Here is an 18079-nt window from a genome sequence, read left to right on the forward strand (position 1 = left end):
AGCGCCCGGGCGGCGGGCTGGGCCGCGCCCGCCCCGCGGCCGCGGCCCGCCGCCGGGTTGACGAAGAGCGTGATGTCGCTGGTCACCCGGCGGACCCTATCGGGTCAGGTCACGTCGTCGTAGCCGTTGCGGGCGGCGTGCTGACGGCCGTCCTCGGAGCGGTCCCGCAGGGCCGGCATCGGCTCGGAGTCGCCGAGGGACTGCGGGGTGAGGTCCAGCGGTGCGGCCTCGTCGTCCGACAGCATCCGGTCGGGGTTGCTCCGCGCCCGGCGCTTGTCGTTGAGCATCGAGAACCCGACCGCACCGAAGTACAGGATGATGATCGGGACGGCCAGGATGCACATGCCGAACGGGTCGGTGCTGGGCGTGGCGACGGCGCCGAAGACGAAGGTGCCCATGACGACGCCGCGCCACCACTTGACCATGGTCTTGCCCGTGACCATGCCGGCGATGTTCATCATCACCAGGAGCAGGGGCAGCTCGAAGGCGAGGCCGAAGACCAGGATCATCCGGACGGTGAAGTCGAGGATGTCGTCGAGGTTGAGGGTGTTGGCCGCCGACTCGGGGGTGATCTTCAGCAGCACCCGCATGCTCATCGGCATGATCGAGTAGGCCAGCCAGGCGCCCGCGACGAAGAGCGGGGCCGCCGTCGCCACGAAGGCGATCGTGTACTTCTTCTCGTTCTTGTGCAGGCCGGGGGCGAGGAACGCCCACAGCTGGTAGAGCCAGATCGGTGCGGAGACCGTCACGCCCGCCAGGAGGCAGATCTTGACGATCGTGGTGAACGGCGACGACAGGCTGTTGAAGACCACGACCGCGCAGTTGCCGCCGTGGCTCTGGGCGAGGTCGCGCCCCTCGCACTTGGGGACGGGGCTCGAGAGGAAGTCCGTGAGCTGCTTCTGGTAGAAGGCCGCGACGATCGCGACCACGACGATCGCGAGGACCGCCTTGGCCAGCCGGTTGCGCAGCTCACGGAGGTGCTCCGCGAGCGGCATCCGCCCCTCGGGGTCCTTCTCCTTCTTGCGGGCAGACTTGGGCAACCCACGTCCCTATCTCGTGCGGCAGACGGACGCCACGGGGGCGGCCGCCTCGATCGTCCCTGGAAAAACCTGGAAAAGCTGGAAACCTGAAAGACCCGGCTGAGCGGTGCTCAGTGCTGGGTCGTGCGGTCGCTCGGCTCGGTGACCGGCCGGGCGCCGGCGACATCGCCGGGAGCCGCCTTGATCGTGCGGGGGGCCTGGCCGGCGGGCGGGTCGGCCGGAGCGGAGGCGTTGTCCTGGCCCTCCGACTTCATGGCCTTGGCCTCGCTCTTGAGGATGCGGGCGGACTTGCCGAGGGAACGCGCCATGTCCGGGAGCTTCTTCGCACCGAACAGCAGGACGATGACGACGAGAATGAGGATGATCTCGGGGGCGCCGAGCCTACCGAACATTTGCGTTTACCTTCTCACCGAGGCGGCATGGGGTGGGGTACTGCCCGACTGATCGGACATTTGTCCATCAGACGTACGGCAGCGATCGTAACGCGCAGGGGTAAACGCTGGGCAATCCCCTTGCGTACTCCCGGTTGCGGCCCCCCGCCTCGTAGCCAGGGCCGCCGAAACAGCGTACCGCCCGGTCAGCGGCCCCAGCAGAGAGCGGGAGCGACGTTGTCAGAACCGCTCATTCCTGGCGCAAAGTCTGCACCGCCCGGGCGCTCGCGGCGGCGAGCGGGGCCGCGGCGCGCTCCAGGTCCTCCGCCGCCCGGCTGATCCGCACCGAGCTCTCCGACACCTGGCGGGCCAGCCGCCGCACCTCGGCCAGCACCCGGGCGGCCAGCACCCCGAGCACGGCGATGCCCAGGAAGGCGAGGGCGACGGCAAGCATGGGCCAGAACATGGGACGAACCTATCGGGATGTCGGAACGACGCGAAGCATCGGAATGACTCAAAACAGCTGTTTGTCCGGGCGGCGCGCTCAGACCGTGGAGTGCAGCCGCAGCGTCCGCACGCCGCCGCCGGTCAGCAGCTCCACGATCCGCTCCCCCGCCGGCTTGCGGACCGCCGTACCGCAGTCCGGGCACGTGAAGGAGTAGAAGGTGGTGCGCCGGCTGCCGCCGATCGCCAGCCGCAGCGCGCTCGCCGCCAGCTCGAAGCTGCCGCGGCAGTCCGGGCAGGCCGCCTTGAACATCGCGGCGCCCGGCACCCTCCCGTCCATCCCCTCCACCCTCACTCCCCGTACGCCGCAAGGGCCTCGCGGGCCGCGTCCCGGGCGCTGTCCGCCAGCGCGGCGGGCGAGACGATCCGCCCGTCGCCGCCGAGCCGCAGCGCGAGCCGGCGCAGCGAGGCCGGGTCCGGGGTGCGCAGCGTGATCCGCAGGCCCCCGTCGGGCAGCTCCTCGGCGCTGTCGTGGGGGTAGTACTCGGCGACCCAGCGGCCGCCGGGGCCGACCTCGATCACGACCTCCGGGTCCTCGGCGGCGGGCTGCACCAGCCCCTCGGAGAGGTCCCGCAGCTCGACCGGCGGCGGGTCGGAGGGCTCGTCCAGCAGCCTGATTTCGGCCACCCGGTCCAGGCGGAAGGTGCGCCGGGCCTCCGAGAGCCGGCACCACGCCTCCATGTACGTGTGCCCGACGACGAACAGCCGGATCGGGTCGACCTCGCGCTCGGTGAGCTCGTCGCGCGCGGGCGAGTAGTACGTGATCCAGACGCGGCGGCGCTCGGCGATCGCCCGGTCGACGTCCGCGAAGACGCCGCCCTCGGACTCGAAGGTCACCGACAGCCGGGAGCTGGCCCCGGCGGCCTCGCCCGCGGCGGCCTCGATCTTCGCGGTGGCCCGCACCAGCGCCTGCCGGCCGCTCTCGCGCAGGCCCGGCAGCGTGGCCACGGCGCGCGCGGCCACCAGCAGGGCCGTGGCCTCGTCGGCGGCGAGCCGCAGCGGCTCACCGGTGCTGCTGCCCGAGGCGTCCGGGTTGTGCCACCAGATGCGGTCGCCGTCGGTGTCGATGTCGAGCAGGTCACCGCCGCGGAAGCTGGTGCCGCACATGGGCAGCACGTCGAGGTCGCCGATGAGCTCGTCCTCGGTGATCCCGAAGGCCCGTGCCACGTCCGTGACCCGGGCGCCGGGGCGCTCCCGCAGATAGGTGACGAGCGACAGCATGCGCCGCGTCTGGTCAATGGCGTTTCCGGCCATCAGAAGTCGGTCCGTTCCTCTCAGCCCTCGCCGGGCCCTCGGGCCCGTCGTCCGCCTGTCCCCGTATCAGCCTGTCTCAGCCCTTGGCCACGGCACGCAGCCGGTCCAGGACCGCGTCCCGCAGCTCGGCCGGCTCCAGCACGACCACGTCCGGGCCGAACTCCACCAGCCACGCGTCCAGCCCGTGCCCGTAGGGGATCTCCAGCTCGTCCCAGCCGTCGCCCAGCTCGCGTGTGCTCGTGGCCCGGGCGCGCAGCGGATAGCCGTGGTCGGCCCGCACCTTGATCCGGGCCGTGCCCGTCGCCGTCTCGCCCGCCCAGCGCTCGACGGTCTCGCGGACCGTCACGTGGTCGGGCACCGGCGCCGTGAAGGGGATGCCCCGCGAGCGGACCTTGCCGGTGATCCGGGACAGCCGGAAGACCCGCTCCGCCTTGCGGTCGCGGTCCCAGCCCGCCAGGTACCAGTGGCCGCGCCAGCACTCCAGGGTCCACGGCTCGACGTGCCGCTGCTCGGGGCGGGCCGAGTTCGCCTTGCGGTAGTCGAAGACCACCGGGCGCCGGTCGCGCGCGGCGAGCATCAGCGGCTCGAAGGCCGCCTCGTGCACCGGGATCCGCGTCTCCAGCGCGCTGTGGCTGCCGTAGACCTCTTCCGCGAGCGGCATGCCGGCGGCCCGCAGCTTCTGCAGCGCCCCGCTGGCCGCGGCGGCCAGGCGGGCCTGCTGCCAGACGCTGGCCGCAAGGCCCAGGGCGGCGGCCTCCTCCACGTCCAGCGTGATGGGGGGCAGGCGGTTGCTGTCGCGGCGGGCCAGGTAGCCGGTCTCGCCGTCGACGCTCTCCACCGTCTCGATGATCAGGCCGAGCTCGCGCAGATCGTCCTTGTCGCGCTCGAACATGCGGTTGAAGGCGTCATCGCTGCCCGTGGCGTTGTCCGCGGCGCCGGACTCGGCGCCCGAAGCCGCCCCGTTCCCCGGCCCGAAGGCCTCCAGGTAGGCCTCGATGGACCCGCGAAGCTCCCGCTTGCTCAGCGGGCGGCGGGTCCCCAGCAGGCACAGCGCCAGGTTCATCAGCCGCTCGGCCTTGGCAATCGCCATCGACGCCCTCTCTACTTGTGCTCTCAACCGCTGACCGTACCGCCCCGGTCTTCCTGCGCAAAAGCCGAGGGTCCATGCCCCTCGGGGCATGGACCCTCGGCCCGTCAGCGGATGACGTCAGACCGCGATCAGGTCACAGACGAAGATCAGCGTCTCGCCCGGGGCGATCACGCCGCCACCGGCGCCACGCTCGCCGTAGGCGAGGTGGGCGGGGATGACCAGCTTGCGGCGGCCACCGACCTTCATGCCCTGGATGCCCTTGTCCCAGCCCTCGATGACCTGGCCGGCGCCCAGCTTGAACTCCAGCGGGTTGCCACGGTTCCAGCTCGCGTCGAACTCCTCGCCGGTGGAGAACGCCACGCCCACGTAGTGGACCTTGACGAAGTCGCCGGCCTTGGCGACCGCGCCGTCGCCCTCCCAGACCTCGGTGATCTCCAGCTCGGTGGGCGCCGGGCCCTCGGGGAAGTCGATCTCCGGCTTGTCGATGCTCACGAAAGTGCTCCTACGAACGAATCTTGTAGACAACCGTGCAAGTCTGGCAGATCCCGGTCAAGGTTCGGACCTTACGGGTCAGACCTTGCCCACGATGTCCACGACGAAGACCAGGGTGTTCTTGTCCAGGCCGCTGCCGGCCTGGCCCTCGTAGCCCAGCTTCGGCGGGATCACCAGCTCCACACGGTCGCCGACGTGCTTGCCGACCAGGCCCTTGTCCCAGCCCTGGACGACCGAACCGGTGCCGATCTGGAAGCTCGTCGCGCCCGAGTGGTCCCAGGAGGAGTCGAACTTCTTGCCGTCCTCCCACTTCACACCCGTGTACTGGGCGATCAGCCCCTCGCCGGCCTTGATCTCCGGGCCGCTGCCCTTGATCAGCACCTGCTCCTTGAGGTCCGACGGCGCCTTGGCGTCCTTCGGAATGGTGATCTCCGCGGCCTTCTGCGGCACCACCTTCACCTCGGGCATGCCCTCGTCCGGCTTCGCCTGATCGCCCTTGACCTCGCTCTTCGGGTCGACCTTCTGGCCGCCGACCACGTCCACGACCCAGACCAGGCCGTCCTCCGGAGCCAGGCCGAGCTGCGGGTTGACCTGCTCGCCGATGGTCTCCTTCACCGTGCCCACGACCTCGACCCGGCTGCCGGCCCGCTGGCCGATCACGGCGTCCGCCACCTTCGCCGGCACCTGCTGCCCCGGCTGGCCCGCCGCGAAGACGTCCTGGCGGCGCACGTCCTTGTTGCCCGGAACCTGCCCCTGGCTCGACCAGGAGCCGCCCAGCGGCTTGTCGTCCTTCATGCTCTGCACGGCGAAGTCGAGGCGCACGAACGTGCCCTTCTCGACCTTGTCGCCCTTGCCCTCGGAGAGCGTCTTGACGGTGAGCTCGTCGCCCGCCTTCGACCCCTTCTCCACGGAGATCTCGGGCTTCTGACCGAAGTCGCCCTTCACCGAGACCTTCGCCTCGGACGAGCCCTTGTCGTCACCACCGCACGCGGCGGCGGAGAACAGCAGGGCAGGCACGGCCAGCGCCGCGGCCAGGCGACGCGTGTTCTTCGTGAGGTTCATCAGTCCAACTCGGGCTAGGGGGGTGACTGAGCAAGTGCCCGCCACTCTACGGGCTCAACCTGTGCGATCAACCCCGCTCGACACGGCGGTGCACCGGGCCCGGCCGCCCGGTGCACCACGCTGCCCGCGCCGCCCGGTCACATCCCGGCGATCAGCTTCTCCACCCGGTCGTCCACCGACCGGAACGGGTCCTTGCACAGCACCGTCCGCTGCGCCTGGTCATTGAGCTTCAGGTGCACCCAGTCGACCGTGAAGTCCCGCCGCTGCTCCTGCGCGCGGCGGATGAAGTCGCCCCGCAGCCGGGCCCGCGTCGTCTGCGGCGGCACCGACTTGCCCTCGAAGATCTTGAGGTCGTTGCACACCCGGGCCGCCTGACCGCGCTTCTCCAGCAGGTAGTACAACCCGCGGCGGCGGTGGATGTCGTGGTACGCGAGGTCTATCTGCGCCACCCTCGGGTGCGACATCGTGATGTTGTTCTTCGCGCGGTAGCGCTCGATGAGCTGGTACTTCATCACCCAGTCGATCTCCGTGGAGATGCGGTCCAGGTCCTCGTCCCGGACGGCCTCCAGGGTGCGGCCCCACAGCTCCAGGACCCGCTCCACCGTGCCCGTGCGGATGCCTCGGCGCTCGCAGAAGTCCACGGCCTTCTCGTAGTACTCCTGCTGGACCTCCAGGGCCGAGGCCTCGCGCCCGCTCGCGAGCCGGACCTTCCGCCGGCCCGTGATGTCGTGACTGACCTCGCGGATGGCCCGGATCGGATTCTCCAGCGTCAGGTCCCGCATGACCGTGCCGGCCTCGATCATGCGCAGCACCAGGTCGGTCGCGCCGACCTTCAGCAGCATCGTCGTCTCCGACATGTTGGAGTCCCCGACGATCACGTGCAGCCGGCGGTAGCGCTCGGCGTCGGCGTGCGGCTCGTCCCGCGTGTTGATGATCGGGCGGGAGCGGGTCGTCGCCGAGCTGACGCCCTCCCAGATGTGCTCCGCGCGCTGGCTGACGCAGTAGACCGCGCCCCGCGGCGTCTGCAGGACCTTCCCGGCCCCGCACAGCAGCTGCCGCGTCACCAGGAACGGGATGAGGATGTCCGCAAGACGCGAGAACTCCCCGTGCCGCGCGACGAGATAGTTCTCGTGGCAGCCGTAGGAGTTCCCGGCGGAGTCGGTGTTGTTCTTGAAGAGGTAGACGTCGCCCGCGATCCCCTCCTCGTGCAGGCGCCGTTCGGCATCGACCAGCAGACCCTCGAGAATGCGCTCGCCCGCCTTGTCGTGGGTGACCAGCTCGATCACACTGTCGCACTCCGGCGTTGCGTATTCCGGGTGCGAGCCCACATCCAGGTAGAGACGCGCTCCGTTGCGCAGGAAGACATTGCTGCTGCGGCCCCAGGAAACGACACGGCGGAAGAGGTAGCGCGCCACTTCGTCAGGCGACAGCCGGCGCTGTCCCCTGAAGGTGCACGTGACGCCGTACTCGTTCTCCAGCCCGAAAATGCGGCGGTCCATGCCTGAACATTACGCCTGATGCCCTGCGCTGAAACCGGGTTCGACCGCACCGTTCCGATCATTTTCCGACCGCGCCACGGCGGGCTCCTCCTCCGACCGCGCCACGATGGGAGACGGCGTCGCGGGAGCCTGCAGCGCCCGCCGCGCCAGCAGCATGACGAGCAGGGCGGCCACGCCGCAGCCCACGGCGACCGCGAAGCCCGCACGGAGGCTGACGTTCTGGAGCGCGGGACCGGCGAAGGCCGTGCCGATGGCCGCGCCCACGCCGAAGGAGGTCACCAGCCACGAGAACGCCTCGGTCACGGTGCCGCGCAGCGCGTGCCGGTCCACGACCACGAAGGCACAGGCCAGGCAGGGGGCCAGGAAGACGCCCGCGACACCGGCGAAGACCGTCATCAGGACCGGGCCCGGAACCAGCAGCAACGGCAGGTAACACACCGCGAGGCCCGTCACGAGCAGCCGCAGCCGCTGCTCCGGGGTGCCGGGCCACTGGCGGTGACCGTAGACGGTCCCGCCGATGAAGGCGCCGACACCGACCGCGGAGAGCATGTAGCCGGAGATGTTGCCGTCGTGGTGGGCCTCTCCGTAGGCCACCGCGGAGACGGCGATCGAGCCGAGCGCGGAACCGATGAAGAAGAACGTGCCGAGCAGCACGAGCAGGCCGCGCGAGCGCAGGGCGCCCAGCCAGTGCGCCTCACGGGGCGCGCTGCGCCACTCGCGGGACGGCGGCGAGGTGACGACGGCGAGCGCGCCGAGGGCGCCCAGGGCGTTGATCACGAACAGCGAGCCGGCCGGGGACCACAGGGAGACGAGCCCGGTGATGATCAGCGGACCGACGACGTACATCACTTCCTGGGCGATGGCGTCGAGGGAGTACGCGGCGTGGATGCGCTCCTCGCTCTTGAGGACCGAGGGCCACAGGGCCCGCAGCCCGCCCTCCAGCGGCGGCGTGAAGAAACCGGACACCACCATGGCCGCGTAAGCTAGGGCGACGGGCTCCAGACCGACGGCCGCGAAGACCGTCATGCCGAGCGCGGCCAGCAGGGCCGACGGCAGCATGACGCGCGGCTGGCCGTAGAGGTCGACGGCCCGGCCCAGCAGTGGCTGGCCCACCGCGTTCGCCACGCCGTAGACGGCGGAGAGCGCCGAGGCGAGCGCGAGGCTGCCGCCCTCGGCACGGACGAAGAGGACGATCGCGAGCGCGGCCGTGGCATTCGGCAGACGGCCGACCAGCGTGCCTGTGAGCAGGCGCGCGGCATGCCGCGTTCGGAGCATCTCGCCGTAGCCGGCCGCCATCGGTGACTTCCTCTCTTCCCCGAGCCTCGGGTTTTACGTATAACTAGAAGCGTCATACGTATCATGGCCGCAGCCCGCGGGTCCAACGCCGCAGGCCGCGGCAGTCAGGGGAGGCACCGACAGTGACCAGCGGCGAAGAGAAGGCGCAGCCCCGCGACGAGCGGTGGCCCACGGCCCGCGGCCCCCGCGCCGGAGCCCGCGCCACCAGCCGCGACGTCGCCCGCGCCGCCGGCGTCTCCCAGGCCACCGTCTCCCTCGTCATGGGCGAGAAGTGGCGCGGCCGCGTCTCCGAACGCACCGCCGAAGCCGTCCGCTCCGCCGCCCGCAGCCTGGGCTACCGCCCCAACCTCGCCGCCCGCGACCTCCGCCTCGGCCGCACCCGCACGGTCCTGCTCGTCGTCCCCGCGCTCACCAACGAGTTCTTCGCCCGGGTCCACACCGGCGTCGTCCGCGTCGCCCAGGAACACGGCCTCGGCGTCGTCCTCTACCTCTCCCCCGGAGGCACCGGCCCCGCCCAGGACCCCTTCGCCTCCGCCAGCGCCACCCTCGACGGCGTCCTCGCCTCCTCGATGGCCGCCGAAGCCCTCGGCGCCATCCGCGGCGGCGGCCTCCCGCTCGTCATGCTCGACAGCGACCCCGGCCACGAAGGAGCCTCCGCCACCGTCAACCCCGACATCGCCGACGGCATGCGCCAGGTCGCCGGACACCTCCTGGGCCTCGGCCACCGGCGCTTCCTGCACCTCGCCTCGGACATCGACACCTGGACCTTCCGGGTCCGCGCCCGCGCCCTCACCGAAGCCCTCCGCGGCACGGCCGGCGCCACGGTGCGCACCGAGCGGGCACCCCTCACCGTCGCCGACGGCCTGCGCGCCACCGAGAAGGCCCTCGCCGAGCCCGGCCACCGCCCCACCGCGATCATCTGCGACGACGACGTCCTCGCCGCGGGCGCCTGCAAGGCCGCCCGCCGGCTGGGCCTGCACGTCCCCGCCGACCTCTCCGTCACCGGCTTCACCGACCTCGCCCTCGCCACGGCCGTCGAGCCCGAGCTCACCACCGTCCAGCTGCCGGCCGAGGCCGTCGGCGAGGCCGGGATGCGCGCCCTCGTGGCCGTCCTCGACGGCCGCACCCCGGCTCCCGAGGCCCTCCCCGTCCGCCTCGTCACCCGCGGCACCACGGCACACGCCCGCACCTAGCGGGACCGCCCGAGCGAACCGGAGCGAAAACGCCGTGCGCCCCGGCGGGGAAACCCGGCGGGGCGCACGGCGACGGCTGAGGCAGCAGGAAATCAGCTCTCGGCGGAGGACTCTCCGCCCTCCTCCGGAGCCGCCTCCGGCTCCGTACCCGGCTCGGCGCCGGCGGCGGACGCGCCCGAACCCTCCTCCAGCAGCCGCGACAACTGCCGGCCCAGCAGCCGCTTGAACTTCCGCTGCTGCGGCCGCGTACGGTCCAGGACCGCGACCTCCAGCTGCTCCGCGGTCAGCGTCCGCTCACCGCCGTTGCTGTCCCGGGTGAGGGACTCCACGGCCAGCTTCAGCGCCTCGGACAGCGTCATGCCGTCGCGGTGCCGCTGATCGAGGTAATTGCTGATCTGATCGGCATTGCCGCCGATGGCGACCGAACCGTGCTCGTCCACGATCGATCCGTCGTGCGGCAGCCGGTAGATCTGGTCGTCCTCGGGGCCCGCGCCGACCTCGGCGACGATCAGCTCGACCTCATAGGGCTTCTCGGCCGCGCTGGAGAAGATCCCGCCCAGCGTCTGGGCGTAGACGTTGGCCAGGCCACGGGCCGTGACATCGTCCCGGTCATAGGTGTAACCACGGAGATCGGCGTAACGCACGCCGCCGATCCGCAGATTCTCGAATTCGTTGTACTTCCCGACCGCGGCGAACGCGATCCGGTCATAGATTTCGCTGACCTTGTGCAGGGCCCGGGACGGGTTCTCGGCGACGAAGACAACGCCATCGGTGTACTGGAGCACCACGACGCTGCGGCCGCGCGCGATGCCCTTGCGGGCGTACTCGGCGCGGTCGGCCATGGCCTGCTGAGGTGATACGTAGAACGGCGTCGACACCGGTTATCCGTCCCTTTCTGTCATTGACGAGTTCACAACCGCGGCCCTCAGAGGAGGGCGGCCCGCGGGCCGTCCGGCTCTTCCAGCCGCCGGTCGTGGATGGCCCGGACGATCTCGGAGCACTGTGCCTCGGTGAGCTTCCGGAACCCCTCGTCGGTGATGACGGTGACGATCGGATAGATGCGCCGCGCAAGATCCGGTCCGCCGGTGGCGGAGTCGTCGTCGGCGGCGTCGTAGAGCGCCTGGACGACGAGCGTGAGGGCCTGTCCCTCCGTCAGGTCCTCCCGGAAGAGCTTCTTCAGCGACCCCCGGGCGAAGACCGAGCCCGAGCCGGTGGCGGCGAAGCCGTGCTCCTCCGAGCGCCCGCCGGTCACGTCGTAGGAGAAGATCCGGCCCTTCTGGCGGTCCACGTCCCAGCCGGCGAACAGCGGCACCACGGCCAGGCCCTGCATGGCCATGCCGAGGTTGCTGCGGATCATCGTCGACAGCCGGTTCGCCTTGCCCTCCAGCGAGAGCTGGACCCCCTCGACCTTCTCGAAGTGCTCCAGCTCCAGCTGGAAGAGCTTGACCATCTCCACGGCCAGACCGGCCGTGCCGGCGATGCCCACCGCCGAGTACTCGTCGGCCGGGAAGACCTTCTCGATGTCGCGCTGGGCGATGACGTTGCCCATCGTCGCCCGGCGGTCACCGGCCAGCACCACACCGCCGGGGAACGAGGCCGCGACGATGGTCGTCCCATGGGGGATCTCGATCGCGCCCTGCACCGGGGGCAGCGCCCGGTTGCCCGGGAGCAGCTCCGGCTGGTGCGCGGAGAGGAAGTCCATGAAGGACGAGGAACCGGGGGTCAGGAAGGCAGCCGGCAGACGCCCGGTGCTACGAGTGTTGGCTTCCACACGTTTCCTTCCAGGTATGCAGCGGCCCGCCCCATGACGTCCGCTCGATCCTTGAACCGCCCCAGGCCCGCGTCGGAGCTGGGGCGCACTACGCCAGGGACCTTACCGGTCCCATGATCGTGATCCGCAGGCGGCGGCCGGGGCCTACTGGCCGCCCTTCTGGACGAAGGACCGCACGAAGTCCTCGGCGTTCTCCTCGAGGACGTCGTCGATCTCGTCCAGCACGGAGTCGACGTCGTCCGACAGCTTCTCCTGCCGTTCCTTGAGGTCCTCCGAGACCTGCGCGTCCTGCGCCTGTTCCTCGACGTCCTCGGTGGATCGCGTGGCCTTCTGCTGACCGCCGCCGGTGTCCTTGGTCGCCATATCCCTCACCCCGCTCGGTTCGACGTACTGGATCGGACGTGCACAGTCGTACTCAGCCGTACTCGGCCCTGCATGATCAGACCCTATAACCCGGGTCCGGCATCGGCCCTGCACTTGCTACAACGTCCCGGAACCACCGTGATGATTCCCTGAACGTCCTCCTCTCAGACCTGCTCAGCCCCCGGAGAGGACCCGGACCAGCTCCTCCGCGGTGCGGCAGCGGTCCAGGAGCTCCTTGACGTGGTTGCGCGTGCCGCGCAGTGGCTCCAGGGTGGGCACCCGTTGCAGGGAGTCACGGCCCGGCAGGTCGAAGATCACCGAGTCCCAGGAGGCCGCGGCCACGTCGTCCGCGTACTGCTCCAGGCAGCGGCCGCGGAAGTAGGCCCGGGTGTCCTCGGGCGGGACCGTGCGGGCGCGCTCCACCTCGGTCTCGTCCAGCAGGCGCTTCATCCTGCCGCGGGCCGCGAGGCGGTTGTACAGCCCCTTCTCGGGCCGGACGTCCGCGTACTGCAGGTCCACCAGGTGCAGCCGGGCCGCGTCCCAGCCCAGGCCGTCGCGGCGGCGGTAGCCCTCCAGGAGCTCCCGCTTGGCCACCCAGTCCAGCTCGCCGGCCAGGCTCATCGGGTCGTGCTCCAGCCGGTTCAGCACGTCCTCCCAGCGGCCCAGGACGTCCTTGGTCTGCTCGTCGGCGCCGGCCCCGAAGCGGTTCTCGACGTACTTGCGGGCCAGCTCGCAGTACTCCATCTGGAGCTGTACGGCGGTGAGCGTGCGGCCGCTGCGGAGCGTGATCAGGCGTTGCAGGGTGGGGTCGTGGCTGACCTGGTGGAGCGTGCGGACGGGCTGGTCGACGGCCAGGTCGGAGACGATGAAGCCGTCCTCGATCATGGACAGGACCAGGGCGGTGGTGCCCAGCTTGAGGTAGGTGGAGATCTCCGAGAGGTTGGCGTCGCCGATGATCACGTGGAGCCGGCGGTACTTCTCGGCGTCGGCGTGCGGCTCGTCGCGGGTGTTGATGATCGGCCGCTTGAGGGTGGTCTCCAGGCCCACCTCGACCTCGAAGTAGTCCGCGCGCTGGCTGAGCTGGAAGCCGTGCTCGTGGCCGTCCTGGCCGATGCCGACGCGGCCGGCGCCGGTGACGACCTGGCGGGAGACGAAGAAGGGCGTCAGGTGGCGCACGATGTCCGAGAAGGGGGTCTCCCGCTTCATCAGGTAGTTCTCGTGGGTGCCGTAGGACGCGCCCTTGTTGTCGGTGTTGTTCTTGTAGAGGTGGATCGGCTGGGCTCCGGGCAGCTGGGCGGCGCGCTCGGCGGCCTCGGCCATGATCCGCTCTCCGGCCTTGTCCCACAGGACGGCGTCGCGGGGGTTGGTGATCTCCGGGGAGCTGTATTCGGGGTGGGCGTGGTCGACGTAGAGTCGCGCGCCGTTGGTCAGGATGACGTTGGCGAGGCCGATGTCCTCGTCGGTGAGCTGGCTGGAGTCCGCGGCTTCGCGGGCGAGGTCGAAGCCCCGGGCGTCCCGCAGCGGGTTCTCCTCCTCGAAGTCCCAGCGGGCGCGTCGCGCCCGGTGCATCGCCGCGGCGTAGGCGTTGACGATCTGGGACGAGGTGAGCATGGCATTGGCGTTCGGGTGACCGGGGACGGAGATTCCGTACTCCGTCTCGATGCCCATTACTCGCCGTACGGTCATGCGGCCCTCCTTGCCCGGCGGCGCCCCCTGGTGGGGTCGGCGCTCAAGTACCGCTGCGCATCCGGTCCGTGTCCGGCCTTCTGTCCCCCGGCGCGCGCTGCGGCGGTATCGAAGAGCCTAGAACGGCTTTGCGGCGGTGGGGAGATCATTACAGTCATTGCTCCGGTTCGTGGCGTACCCGGGCCATGGGCGCTCCCCGTGGCGCGATCCTGGCGGAAATCCTGCGGCGGGCCGGGAGAGGAGTGCGCTCCCGGGAAAAACGCGTCCGGCCGCGGTTGTCCCGGGGTGTGCCCCCGCCGGGGGCGGGGGCGGGACATCCGCAGCCGGACGGCGGTCCTACAGGTACTGGCCGGTATTCGCCACCGTGTCGATGGAGCGACCGGTGTCGGCGCCCTGCTTTCCGGTGACCAGGGTGCGGATGAAGACGATCCGCTCGCCCTTCTTGCCGGAGATCCGGGCCCAGTCGTCCGGGTTGGTGGTGTTGGGCAGGTCCTCGTTCTCCTTGAACTCGTCGACGCAGGCGGCGAGCAGGTGGGAGACGCGCAGGCCCTTCTGGTTGTGGTCGAGGAAGGCCTTGATCGCCATCTTCTTCGCCCGGTCCACAATGTTCTGGATCATGGCGCCGGAGTTGAAGTCCTTGAAGTAGAGGACTTCCTTGTCGCCATTGGCGTAGGTGACCTCGAGGAAGCGGTTCTCCTCGGATTCCGCGTACATCTGCTCGACGACCGACTGGATCATGCCGGCCACGGCGGCCTTGGCGTCCCCGCCGTGCTCGGTGAGGTCGTCCGCGTGGATGGGCAGGGTCTCGGTGAGGTACTTCGAGAAGATGTCCTTGGCGGCCTCGGCGTCCGGGCGCTCGATCTTGATCTTCACGTCGAGGCGGCCGGGGCGCAGGATGGCCGGGTCGATCATGTCCTCGCGGTTGGAGGCGCCGATCACGATCACGTTCTCCAGGCCCTCGACGCCGTCGATCTCGGAGAGGAGCTGGGGGACGATGGTGTTCTCGACGTCCGAGCTGACTCCGGAGCCGCGGGTGCGGAAGAGGGAGTCCATCTCGTCGAAGAAGACGATGACCGGGGTGCCCTCGCTGGCCTTCTCCCGGGCGCGCTGGAAGATCAGCCGGATGTGCCGCTCGGTCTCCCCGACGTATTTGTTGAGGAGCTCGGGGCCCTTGATGTTGAGGAAGAAGCTCTTCCCCGCGGGCTTGCCGGTGACCTCGGCGACCTTCTTGGCAAGGGAGTTGGCGACGGCCTTGGCGATGAGCGTCTTGCCGCAGCCGGGCGGGCCGTACAGCAGCACGCCCTTGGGCGGCCGCAGTTCGTGCTCCTTGAAGAGGTCGGGGTAGAGGTAGGGGAGCTCGACCGCGTCGCGGATCAGCTCGATCTGGTTTCCCAGGCCGCCGATCTTGGTGTAGTCGATGTCCGGGACCTCTTCGAGGACGAGCTCCTCGACCTCGCTCTTCGGGATGATCTCGTAGACGTAGCCGGATCGGGGTTCCAGGAGCAGGGCGTCGCCGGGGCGGATGGTGGTGTCCAGCAGCGGCTCGGCGAGCCTCACCACCCGCTCCTCGTCGGTGTGCCCGATGACCAGGGCGCGCTCGCCGTCCTCGAGGATCTCCTTGAGGGTGACGATGTCTCCGGCCCGCTCGAACTCCATGGCTTCGACCACGTTGAGCGCTTCGTTGAGCATGACCTCCTGGCCGCGCCGGAGGTCTTCGACCTCGACGCCGGGGCTGACGTTCACCCGGAGCTTGCGGCCCCCGGTGAAGATGTCGGCCGTGCCGTCGTCGTTGGCCTTGAGGAAGACTCCGAAGCCGGCCGGCGGCTGCGCGAGCCGGTCGACCTCCTCCTTGAGGGCGACGATCTGGTCGCGTGCCTCGCGGAGGGTGTTGGCGAGCCGCTCGTTCTGAGCGGACACGCCGGCCAGGTTGGCCTGGAGCTCGACGATCCGCTCTTCGAGAATCCTCGTGTGACGCGGAGAGTCGGCGAGCTTGCGTCGCAGGACGGCGATCTCCTGCTCGTAATAGGCAACCTGGCTCGCGAGGTCGTCGGACGCTCGTCCCGGCCGGATGCCGCGGTTCATGTCGTCGTCGTGGGCTGCCACGGTCCTCACCTCCTCCAAGGGGAGCTGGACGCTTCCTGACCCTACCTGGGCCGGTGCAGGTTGAAACCCCTAGATCACAAACCCGGTCGGAGTGTGTCCGATCTTCACCCTTGCGCACGTCCCCACAGCAGGGGAATACCCACCCATCAACATCGGAAAGCGGGCGGTTGTATCGTCGAGTCGGTCAACACCCGTCAGGGCTGGCTCCAATTGATTCACAGACGTAGCGAACGGCAGGGCGAGATGACCGTGCAGAACGACGACCGCGCAGACACGGCCGGGGCTCCGGTGGGCCTGGATGCTACGGACGAGGCTCTGGAGGTCTGGATCGACCAGGACCTGTGCACGGGGGACGGGATCTGCGCCCAGTACGCGCCGGAGGTCTTCGAGCTGGACATCGACGGCCTGGCCTATGTGAAGAGCGCCGACGACGAGCTGCTGCAGGAGCCCGGCGCGACGACTCCGGTGCCGCTGACCCTGCTCACGGACGTCCGGGACTCCGCGAAGGAGTGCCCGGGCGACTGCATTCACGTGCGTCGCGTCTCGGACAAGGTGGAGGTCTACGGCCCCGACGCGGAGTGACGGATCACACACTCCCCGCGACCGGGCGCGGCCGGAGGACGAACTTCCCGTTCTTCCAGTGCCATTCGACGGTCCGCTGCATGTCCGGGCAGCAACGCGGCACGCTCGGGGCGGAATAGCCGAGCAGAGTGGCCGAAACGATGCCCTCGGTGACCGTGAGACCGGTGACGGTCATCTTCTCTTTGGGGTCGACGAGCGTGGCGAGCACGCGCGGCGGCTCACCGTACGCGGAGGGCTCGGCGAGGAGGTAGACGCCACTGGGCGGGGTGCCGCCGCCGGCGCGGCAGCGCACGACGGCCACGGTCTCCAGGCGGCCGTCGTGGTCGAGGTCCGAGGTGATCTGCTGGACGACGTCGGGTCCGCCGCCGGGGCCGCACTCGAGGGGGTAGCGGGCGGCGAGCGCGTCGGGGGCCCGGGTGGCCGCGGCGGGGGCGACGGCCCGGGCCGGGGCGGGGTCCTCGCGGGGGCCGGTGACGCAGGCCGCGGCGATCACGGCGGCCAGGGCCACGGCGGTGACCAGCCAGTGCACGGGCCCGGGGCGGGTGTGCGGGAGGGGCTCGGCGGGCTCGGGATCGGGCTGAGCACGGTCTGGACGAGGACTGCCGGCCGGTGGCTGCACGCGCGCTGACTCCTGTGGCGGTGACTGCGGGGGATGCGGGGGGTGCTGAATTGATCAGCATCGTGCCACATCACCGCGTACCGGTGAACAGCGGGCACGCCGGTGGAGGGCCGCCGGAATGAGCGGGCCGGGAAGCGGGCGGGAGCCGGGCGGGTGAGCCGAACGAAGAGGCGCCGCCCCCGAGTTCCCCGCGGTGCGGGGTCCCGGGGGCGGCGCCGTGCGTGCCGGGCACGCGGCGTTCGGGGTCAGCCCTTGTTGGGGCCTTCGTAGTCCTCGCCGTAGGCGCCCTTGGCCGGGCGGCGGCGGCGCATGGGCGGCTCGACGCCGTCCGCGAGGCGGCGGGCGGTGACCAGGAAGCCGGTGTGGCCGATCATGCGGTGGTCCGGGCGGACGGCCAGGCCCTCGACGTGCCAGTTGCGGATCATCGACTCCCACGGCTGCGGCTCGGCGAAGCAGCCGATCTCGCGGATGGACTCGACGGTCCGGGCGAGCTGGGTGGTCGTCGCCACGTAGCAGCAGAGGATGCCGCCGGGGACGAGCGCCTTGGAGACGGCCTCCAGGCACTCCCAGGGGGCGAGCATGTCGAGGATGACGCGGTCGACGTCGGTGTCCGACAGGTTGTCCTGGAGGTCGCCGACGGTGAGCTGCCAGGCGGGGTGCGGGCCGCCGAAGTAGCGCTCGACGTTCGCCTGGGCGATCTCGGCGAAGTCCGCGCGGCGCTCGTAGGAGTGCAGCATGCCCTGGTCACCGATGGCGCGCAGCAGGAAGCTGCTCAGGGAGCCGGAGCCCACGCCCGCTTCCACGACGCGGGCGCCGGGGAAGATGTCGGCGAAGGCGAGGATCTGCCCCGCGTCCTTGGGGTAGACCACGGCGGCGCCGCGGGGCATGGACAGGACGTAGTCGGGGAGCAGGGGGCGCAGCGCGAGGTAGGCGACGTTTCCCGTGGTACGGACAACACTGCCTTCGGGGGCGCCGATCAGCTCGTCGTGGGGGAAGGCACCCTTGTGGGTGTGGAACTGCTTCCCGGCTTCGAGCGTGAACGTGTAGTGGCGTCCCTTGGGGTCGGTGAGCTGGACCTGGTCCCCGACCTGGAAGGGCCCGCGACGGCGGGCGGCACCGGTCGGTTCGGACATGTGACCAGCGTACCCGTCATC

19 protein-coding genes and 1 pseudogene are annotated in these 18079 nt (G+C 70.5%); 2 read left to right on the plus strand and 18 right to left on the minus strand.

The window, feature by feature from the left end:
• Positions 1–104 precede the first annotated feature (104 nt).
• The 10 genes from tatC to B7P34_RS18065 all read right to left on the minus strand — a co-directional run bounded on the left by tatC (position 105) and on the right by B7P34_RS18065 (position 8608).
• On the minus strand, positions 105–1040 hold the full coding sequence (tatC, locus tag B7P34_RS18020; protein WP_223267964.1) for a twin-arginine translocase subunit TatC: 936 nt from the start codon (positions 1038–1040) through the stop codon (positions 105–107).
• Positions 1041–1150: 110 nt separating this feature from the next.
• On the minus strand, positions 1151–1432 hold the full coding sequence (gene tatA, locus B7P34_RS18025; RefSeq protein ID WP_106677746.1) for a Sec-independent protein translocase subunit TatA: 282 nt from the start codon (positions 1430–1432) through the stop codon (positions 1151–1153).
• 229 nt (positions 1433–1661) lie between these two features.
• Positions 1662–1877 (minus strand): hypothetical protein, encoded by a 216-nt coding sequence (locus B7P34_RS18030; protein ID WP_106677748.1) that lies wholly within the window; start codon positions 1875–1877, stop codon positions 1662–1664.
• 78 nt (positions 1878–1955) lie between these two features.
• Positions 1956–2195: a hypothetical protein gene (locus tag B7P34_RS18035; RefSeq protein ID WP_106677798.1), complete on the minus strand. Its 240-nt coding sequence runs from the start codon at positions 2193–2195 to the stop codon at positions 1956–1958.
• 11 nt (positions 2196–2206) lie between these two features.
• Positions 2207–3169, minus strand: coding sequence for a helix-turn-helix transcriptional regulator (locus B7P34_RS18040; protein WP_106677749.1), 963 nt, complete (start codon positions 3167–3169; stop codon positions 2207–2209).
• Between the two features lie 76 nt (positions 3170–3245).
• Entirely contained in the window at positions 3246–4259 is a 1014-nt protein-coding gene (locus B7P34_RS18045) for a helix-turn-helix transcriptional regulator (RefSeq protein WP_106677751.1), read from the minus strand.
• A 117-nt stretch (positions 4260–4376) separates the two neighbouring features.
• Positions 4377–4751, minus strand: coding sequence for an FKBP-type peptidyl-prolyl cis-trans isomerase (locus tag B7P34_RS18050; protein ID WP_106677752.1), 375 nt, complete (start codon positions 4749–4751; stop codon positions 4377–4379).
• A gap of 78 nt (positions 4752–4829) precedes the next feature.
• Positions 4830–5813, minus strand: a complete 984-nt coding sequence (locus tag B7P34_RS18055; protein ID WP_106677754.1) for an FKBP-type peptidyl-prolyl cis-trans isomerase — start codon at positions 5811–5813, stop codon at positions 4830–4832.
• Between the two features lie 137 nt (positions 5814–5950).
• The gene (pafA, locus tag B7P34_RS18060; RefSeq protein ID WP_030367640.1) at positions 5951–7312 is read right to left on the minus strand and encodes a Pup--protein ligase; all 1362 of its coding nucleotides are present in this window, start codon (positions 7310–7312) and stop codon (positions 5951–5953) included.
• 9 nt (positions 7313–7321) lie between these two features.
• A complete protein-coding gene (locus B7P34_RS18065) occupies positions 7322–8608 on the minus strand; it encodes an MFS transporter (protein WP_106677755.1) in 1287 nt (428 codons plus the stop codon).
• 122 nt (positions 8609–8730) lie between these two features.
• Here B7P34_RS18065 and B7P34_RS18070 point away from each other — a divergent pair, with 122 nt between their 5' ends.
• Positions 8731–9801, plus strand: coding sequence for a LacI family DNA-binding transcriptional regulator (locus B7P34_RS18070; RefSeq protein WP_223267965.1), 1071 nt, complete (start codon positions 8731–8733; stop codon positions 9799–9801).
• A gap of 92 nt (positions 9802–9893) precedes the next feature.
• On the opposite strand, the gene prcA is transcribed toward B7P34_RS18070, so the two are convergent.
• The 6 genes and pseudogenes from prcA to arc all read right to left on the minus strand — a co-directional run bounded on the left by prcA (position 9894) and on the right by arc (position 15733).
• On the minus strand, positions 9894–10679 hold the full coding sequence (gene prcA / locus B7P34_RS18075) for a proteasome subunit alpha (protein ID WP_106677756.1): 786 nt from the start codon (positions 10677–10679) through the stop codon (positions 9894–9896).
• 47 nt (positions 10680–10726) lie between these two features.
• Entirely contained in the window at positions 10727–11503 is a 777-nt protein-coding gene (gene prcB, locus B7P34_RS18080) for a proteasome subunit beta (protein ID WP_223267973.1), read from the minus strand.
• Between the two features lie 20 nt (positions 11504–11523).
• A pseudogene (locus tag B7P34_RS39735) lies at positions 11524–11688 on the minus strand (hypothetical protein); the annotation flags it as partial.
• A 28-nt stretch (positions 11689–11716) separates the two neighbouring features.
• A complete protein-coding gene (locus tag B7P34_RS18090) occupies positions 11717–11935 on the minus strand; it encodes a ubiquitin-like protein Pup (RefSeq protein ID WP_030367635.1) in 219 nt (72 codons plus the stop codon).
• A gap of 174 nt (positions 11936–12109) precedes the next feature.
• On the minus strand, positions 12110–13621 hold the full coding sequence (gene dop, locus B7P34_RS18095; protein WP_189382864.1) for a depupylase/deamidase Dop: 1512 nt from the start codon (positions 13619–13621) through the stop codon (positions 12110–12112).
• 336 nt (positions 13622–13957) lie between these two features.
• Positions 13958–15733, minus strand: a complete 1776-nt coding sequence (gene arc / locus B7P34_RS18100; protein WP_435693969.1) for a proteasome ATPase — start codon at positions 15731–15733, stop codon at positions 13958–13960.
• 234 nt (positions 15734–15967) lie between these two features.
• Between arc and B7P34_RS18105 the strand changes: the two genes are divergently transcribed.
• On the plus strand, positions 15968–16306 hold the full coding sequence (locus B7P34_RS18105) for a ferredoxin (RefSeq protein ID WP_223267966.1): 339 nt from the start codon (positions 15968–15970) through the stop codon (positions 16304–16306).
• Between the two features lie 4 nt (positions 16307–16310).
• Here B7P34_RS18105 and B7P34_RS18110 read toward each other — a convergent pair whose 3' ends face one another.
• Both B7P34_RS18110 and B7P34_RS18115 read right to left on the minus strand, forming a co-directional pair.
• A complete protein-coding gene (locus B7P34_RS18110) occupies positions 16311–16925 on the minus strand; it encodes a hypothetical protein (RefSeq protein WP_223267967.1) in 615 nt (204 codons plus the stop codon).
• 245 nt (positions 16926–17170) lie between these two features.
• Positions 17171–18058, minus strand: a complete 888-nt coding sequence (locus B7P34_RS18115) for a tRNA (adenine-N1)-methyltransferase (RefSeq protein WP_106677765.1) — start codon at positions 18056–18058, stop codon at positions 17171–17173.
• Positions 18059–18079: the final 21 nt, after the last annotated feature.

The sequence above is a fragment of the Streptosporangium nondiastaticum genome (assembly GCF_003011965.1).
Lineage (GTDB): Bacteria > Actinomycetota > Actinomycetes > Streptomycetales > Streptomycetaceae > Streptomyces > Streptomyces nondiastaticus.

Excerpts from the sequence above, each read along its gene's own strand:
- tatA (WP_106677746.1), bottom strand. The coding sequence starts at position 1,432 with ATGTTCGGTAGGCTCGGCGCCCCCGAGATCATCCTCATTCTCGTCGTC.
- B7P34_RS18115 (WP_106677765.1), bottom strand. The coding sequence starts at position 18,058 with ATGTCCGAACCGACCGGTGCCGCCCGCCGTCGCGGGCCCTTCCAGGTC.
- B7P34_RS18030 (WP_106677748.1), bottom strand. The coding sequence starts at position 1,877 with ATGTTCTGGCCCATGCTTGCCGTCGCCCTCGCCTTCCTGGGCATCGCC.
- pafA (WP_030367640.1), bottom strand. The coding sequence starts at position 7,312 with ATGGACCGCCGCATTTTCGGGCTGGAGAACGAGTACGGCGTCACGTGC.
- B7P34_RS18090 (WP_030367635.1), bottom strand. The coding sequence starts at position 11,935 with ATGGCGACCAAGGACACCGGCGGCGGTCAGCAGAAGGCCACGCGATCC.
- B7P34_RS18035 (WP_106677798.1), bottom strand. The coding sequence starts at position 2,195 with ATGGACGGGAGGGTGCCGGGCGCCGCGATGTTCAAGGCGGCCTGCCCG.
- dop (WP_189382864.1), bottom strand. The coding sequence starts at position 13,621 with ATGACCGTACGGCGAGTAATGGGCATCGAGACGGAGTACGGAATCTCC.
- B7P34_RS18040 (WP_106677749.1), bottom strand. The coding sequence starts at position 3,169 with ATGGCCGGAAACGCCATTGACCAGACGCGGCGCATGCTGTCGCTCGTC.
- prcB (WP_223267973.1), bottom strand. The coding sequence starts at position 11,503 with ATGGACTTCCTCTCCGCGCACCAGCCGGAGCTGCTCCCGGGCAACCGG.
- B7P34_RS18065 (WP_106677755.1), bottom strand. The coding sequence starts at position 8,608 with ATGGCGGCCGGCTACGGCGAGATGCTCCGAACGCGGCATGCCGCGCGC.
- B7P34_RS18105 (WP_223267966.1), top strand. The coding sequence starts at position 15,968 with ATGACCGTGCAGAACGACGACCGCGCAGACACGGCCGGGGCTCCGGTG.
- B7P34_RS18055 (WP_106677754.1), bottom strand. The coding sequence starts at position 5,813 with ATGAACCTCACGAAGAACACGCGTCGCCTGGCCGCGGCGCTGGCCGTG.
- B7P34_RS18045 (WP_106677751.1), bottom strand. The coding sequence starts at position 4,259 with ATGGCGATTGCCAAGGCCGAGCGGCTGATGAACCTGGCGCTGTGCCTG.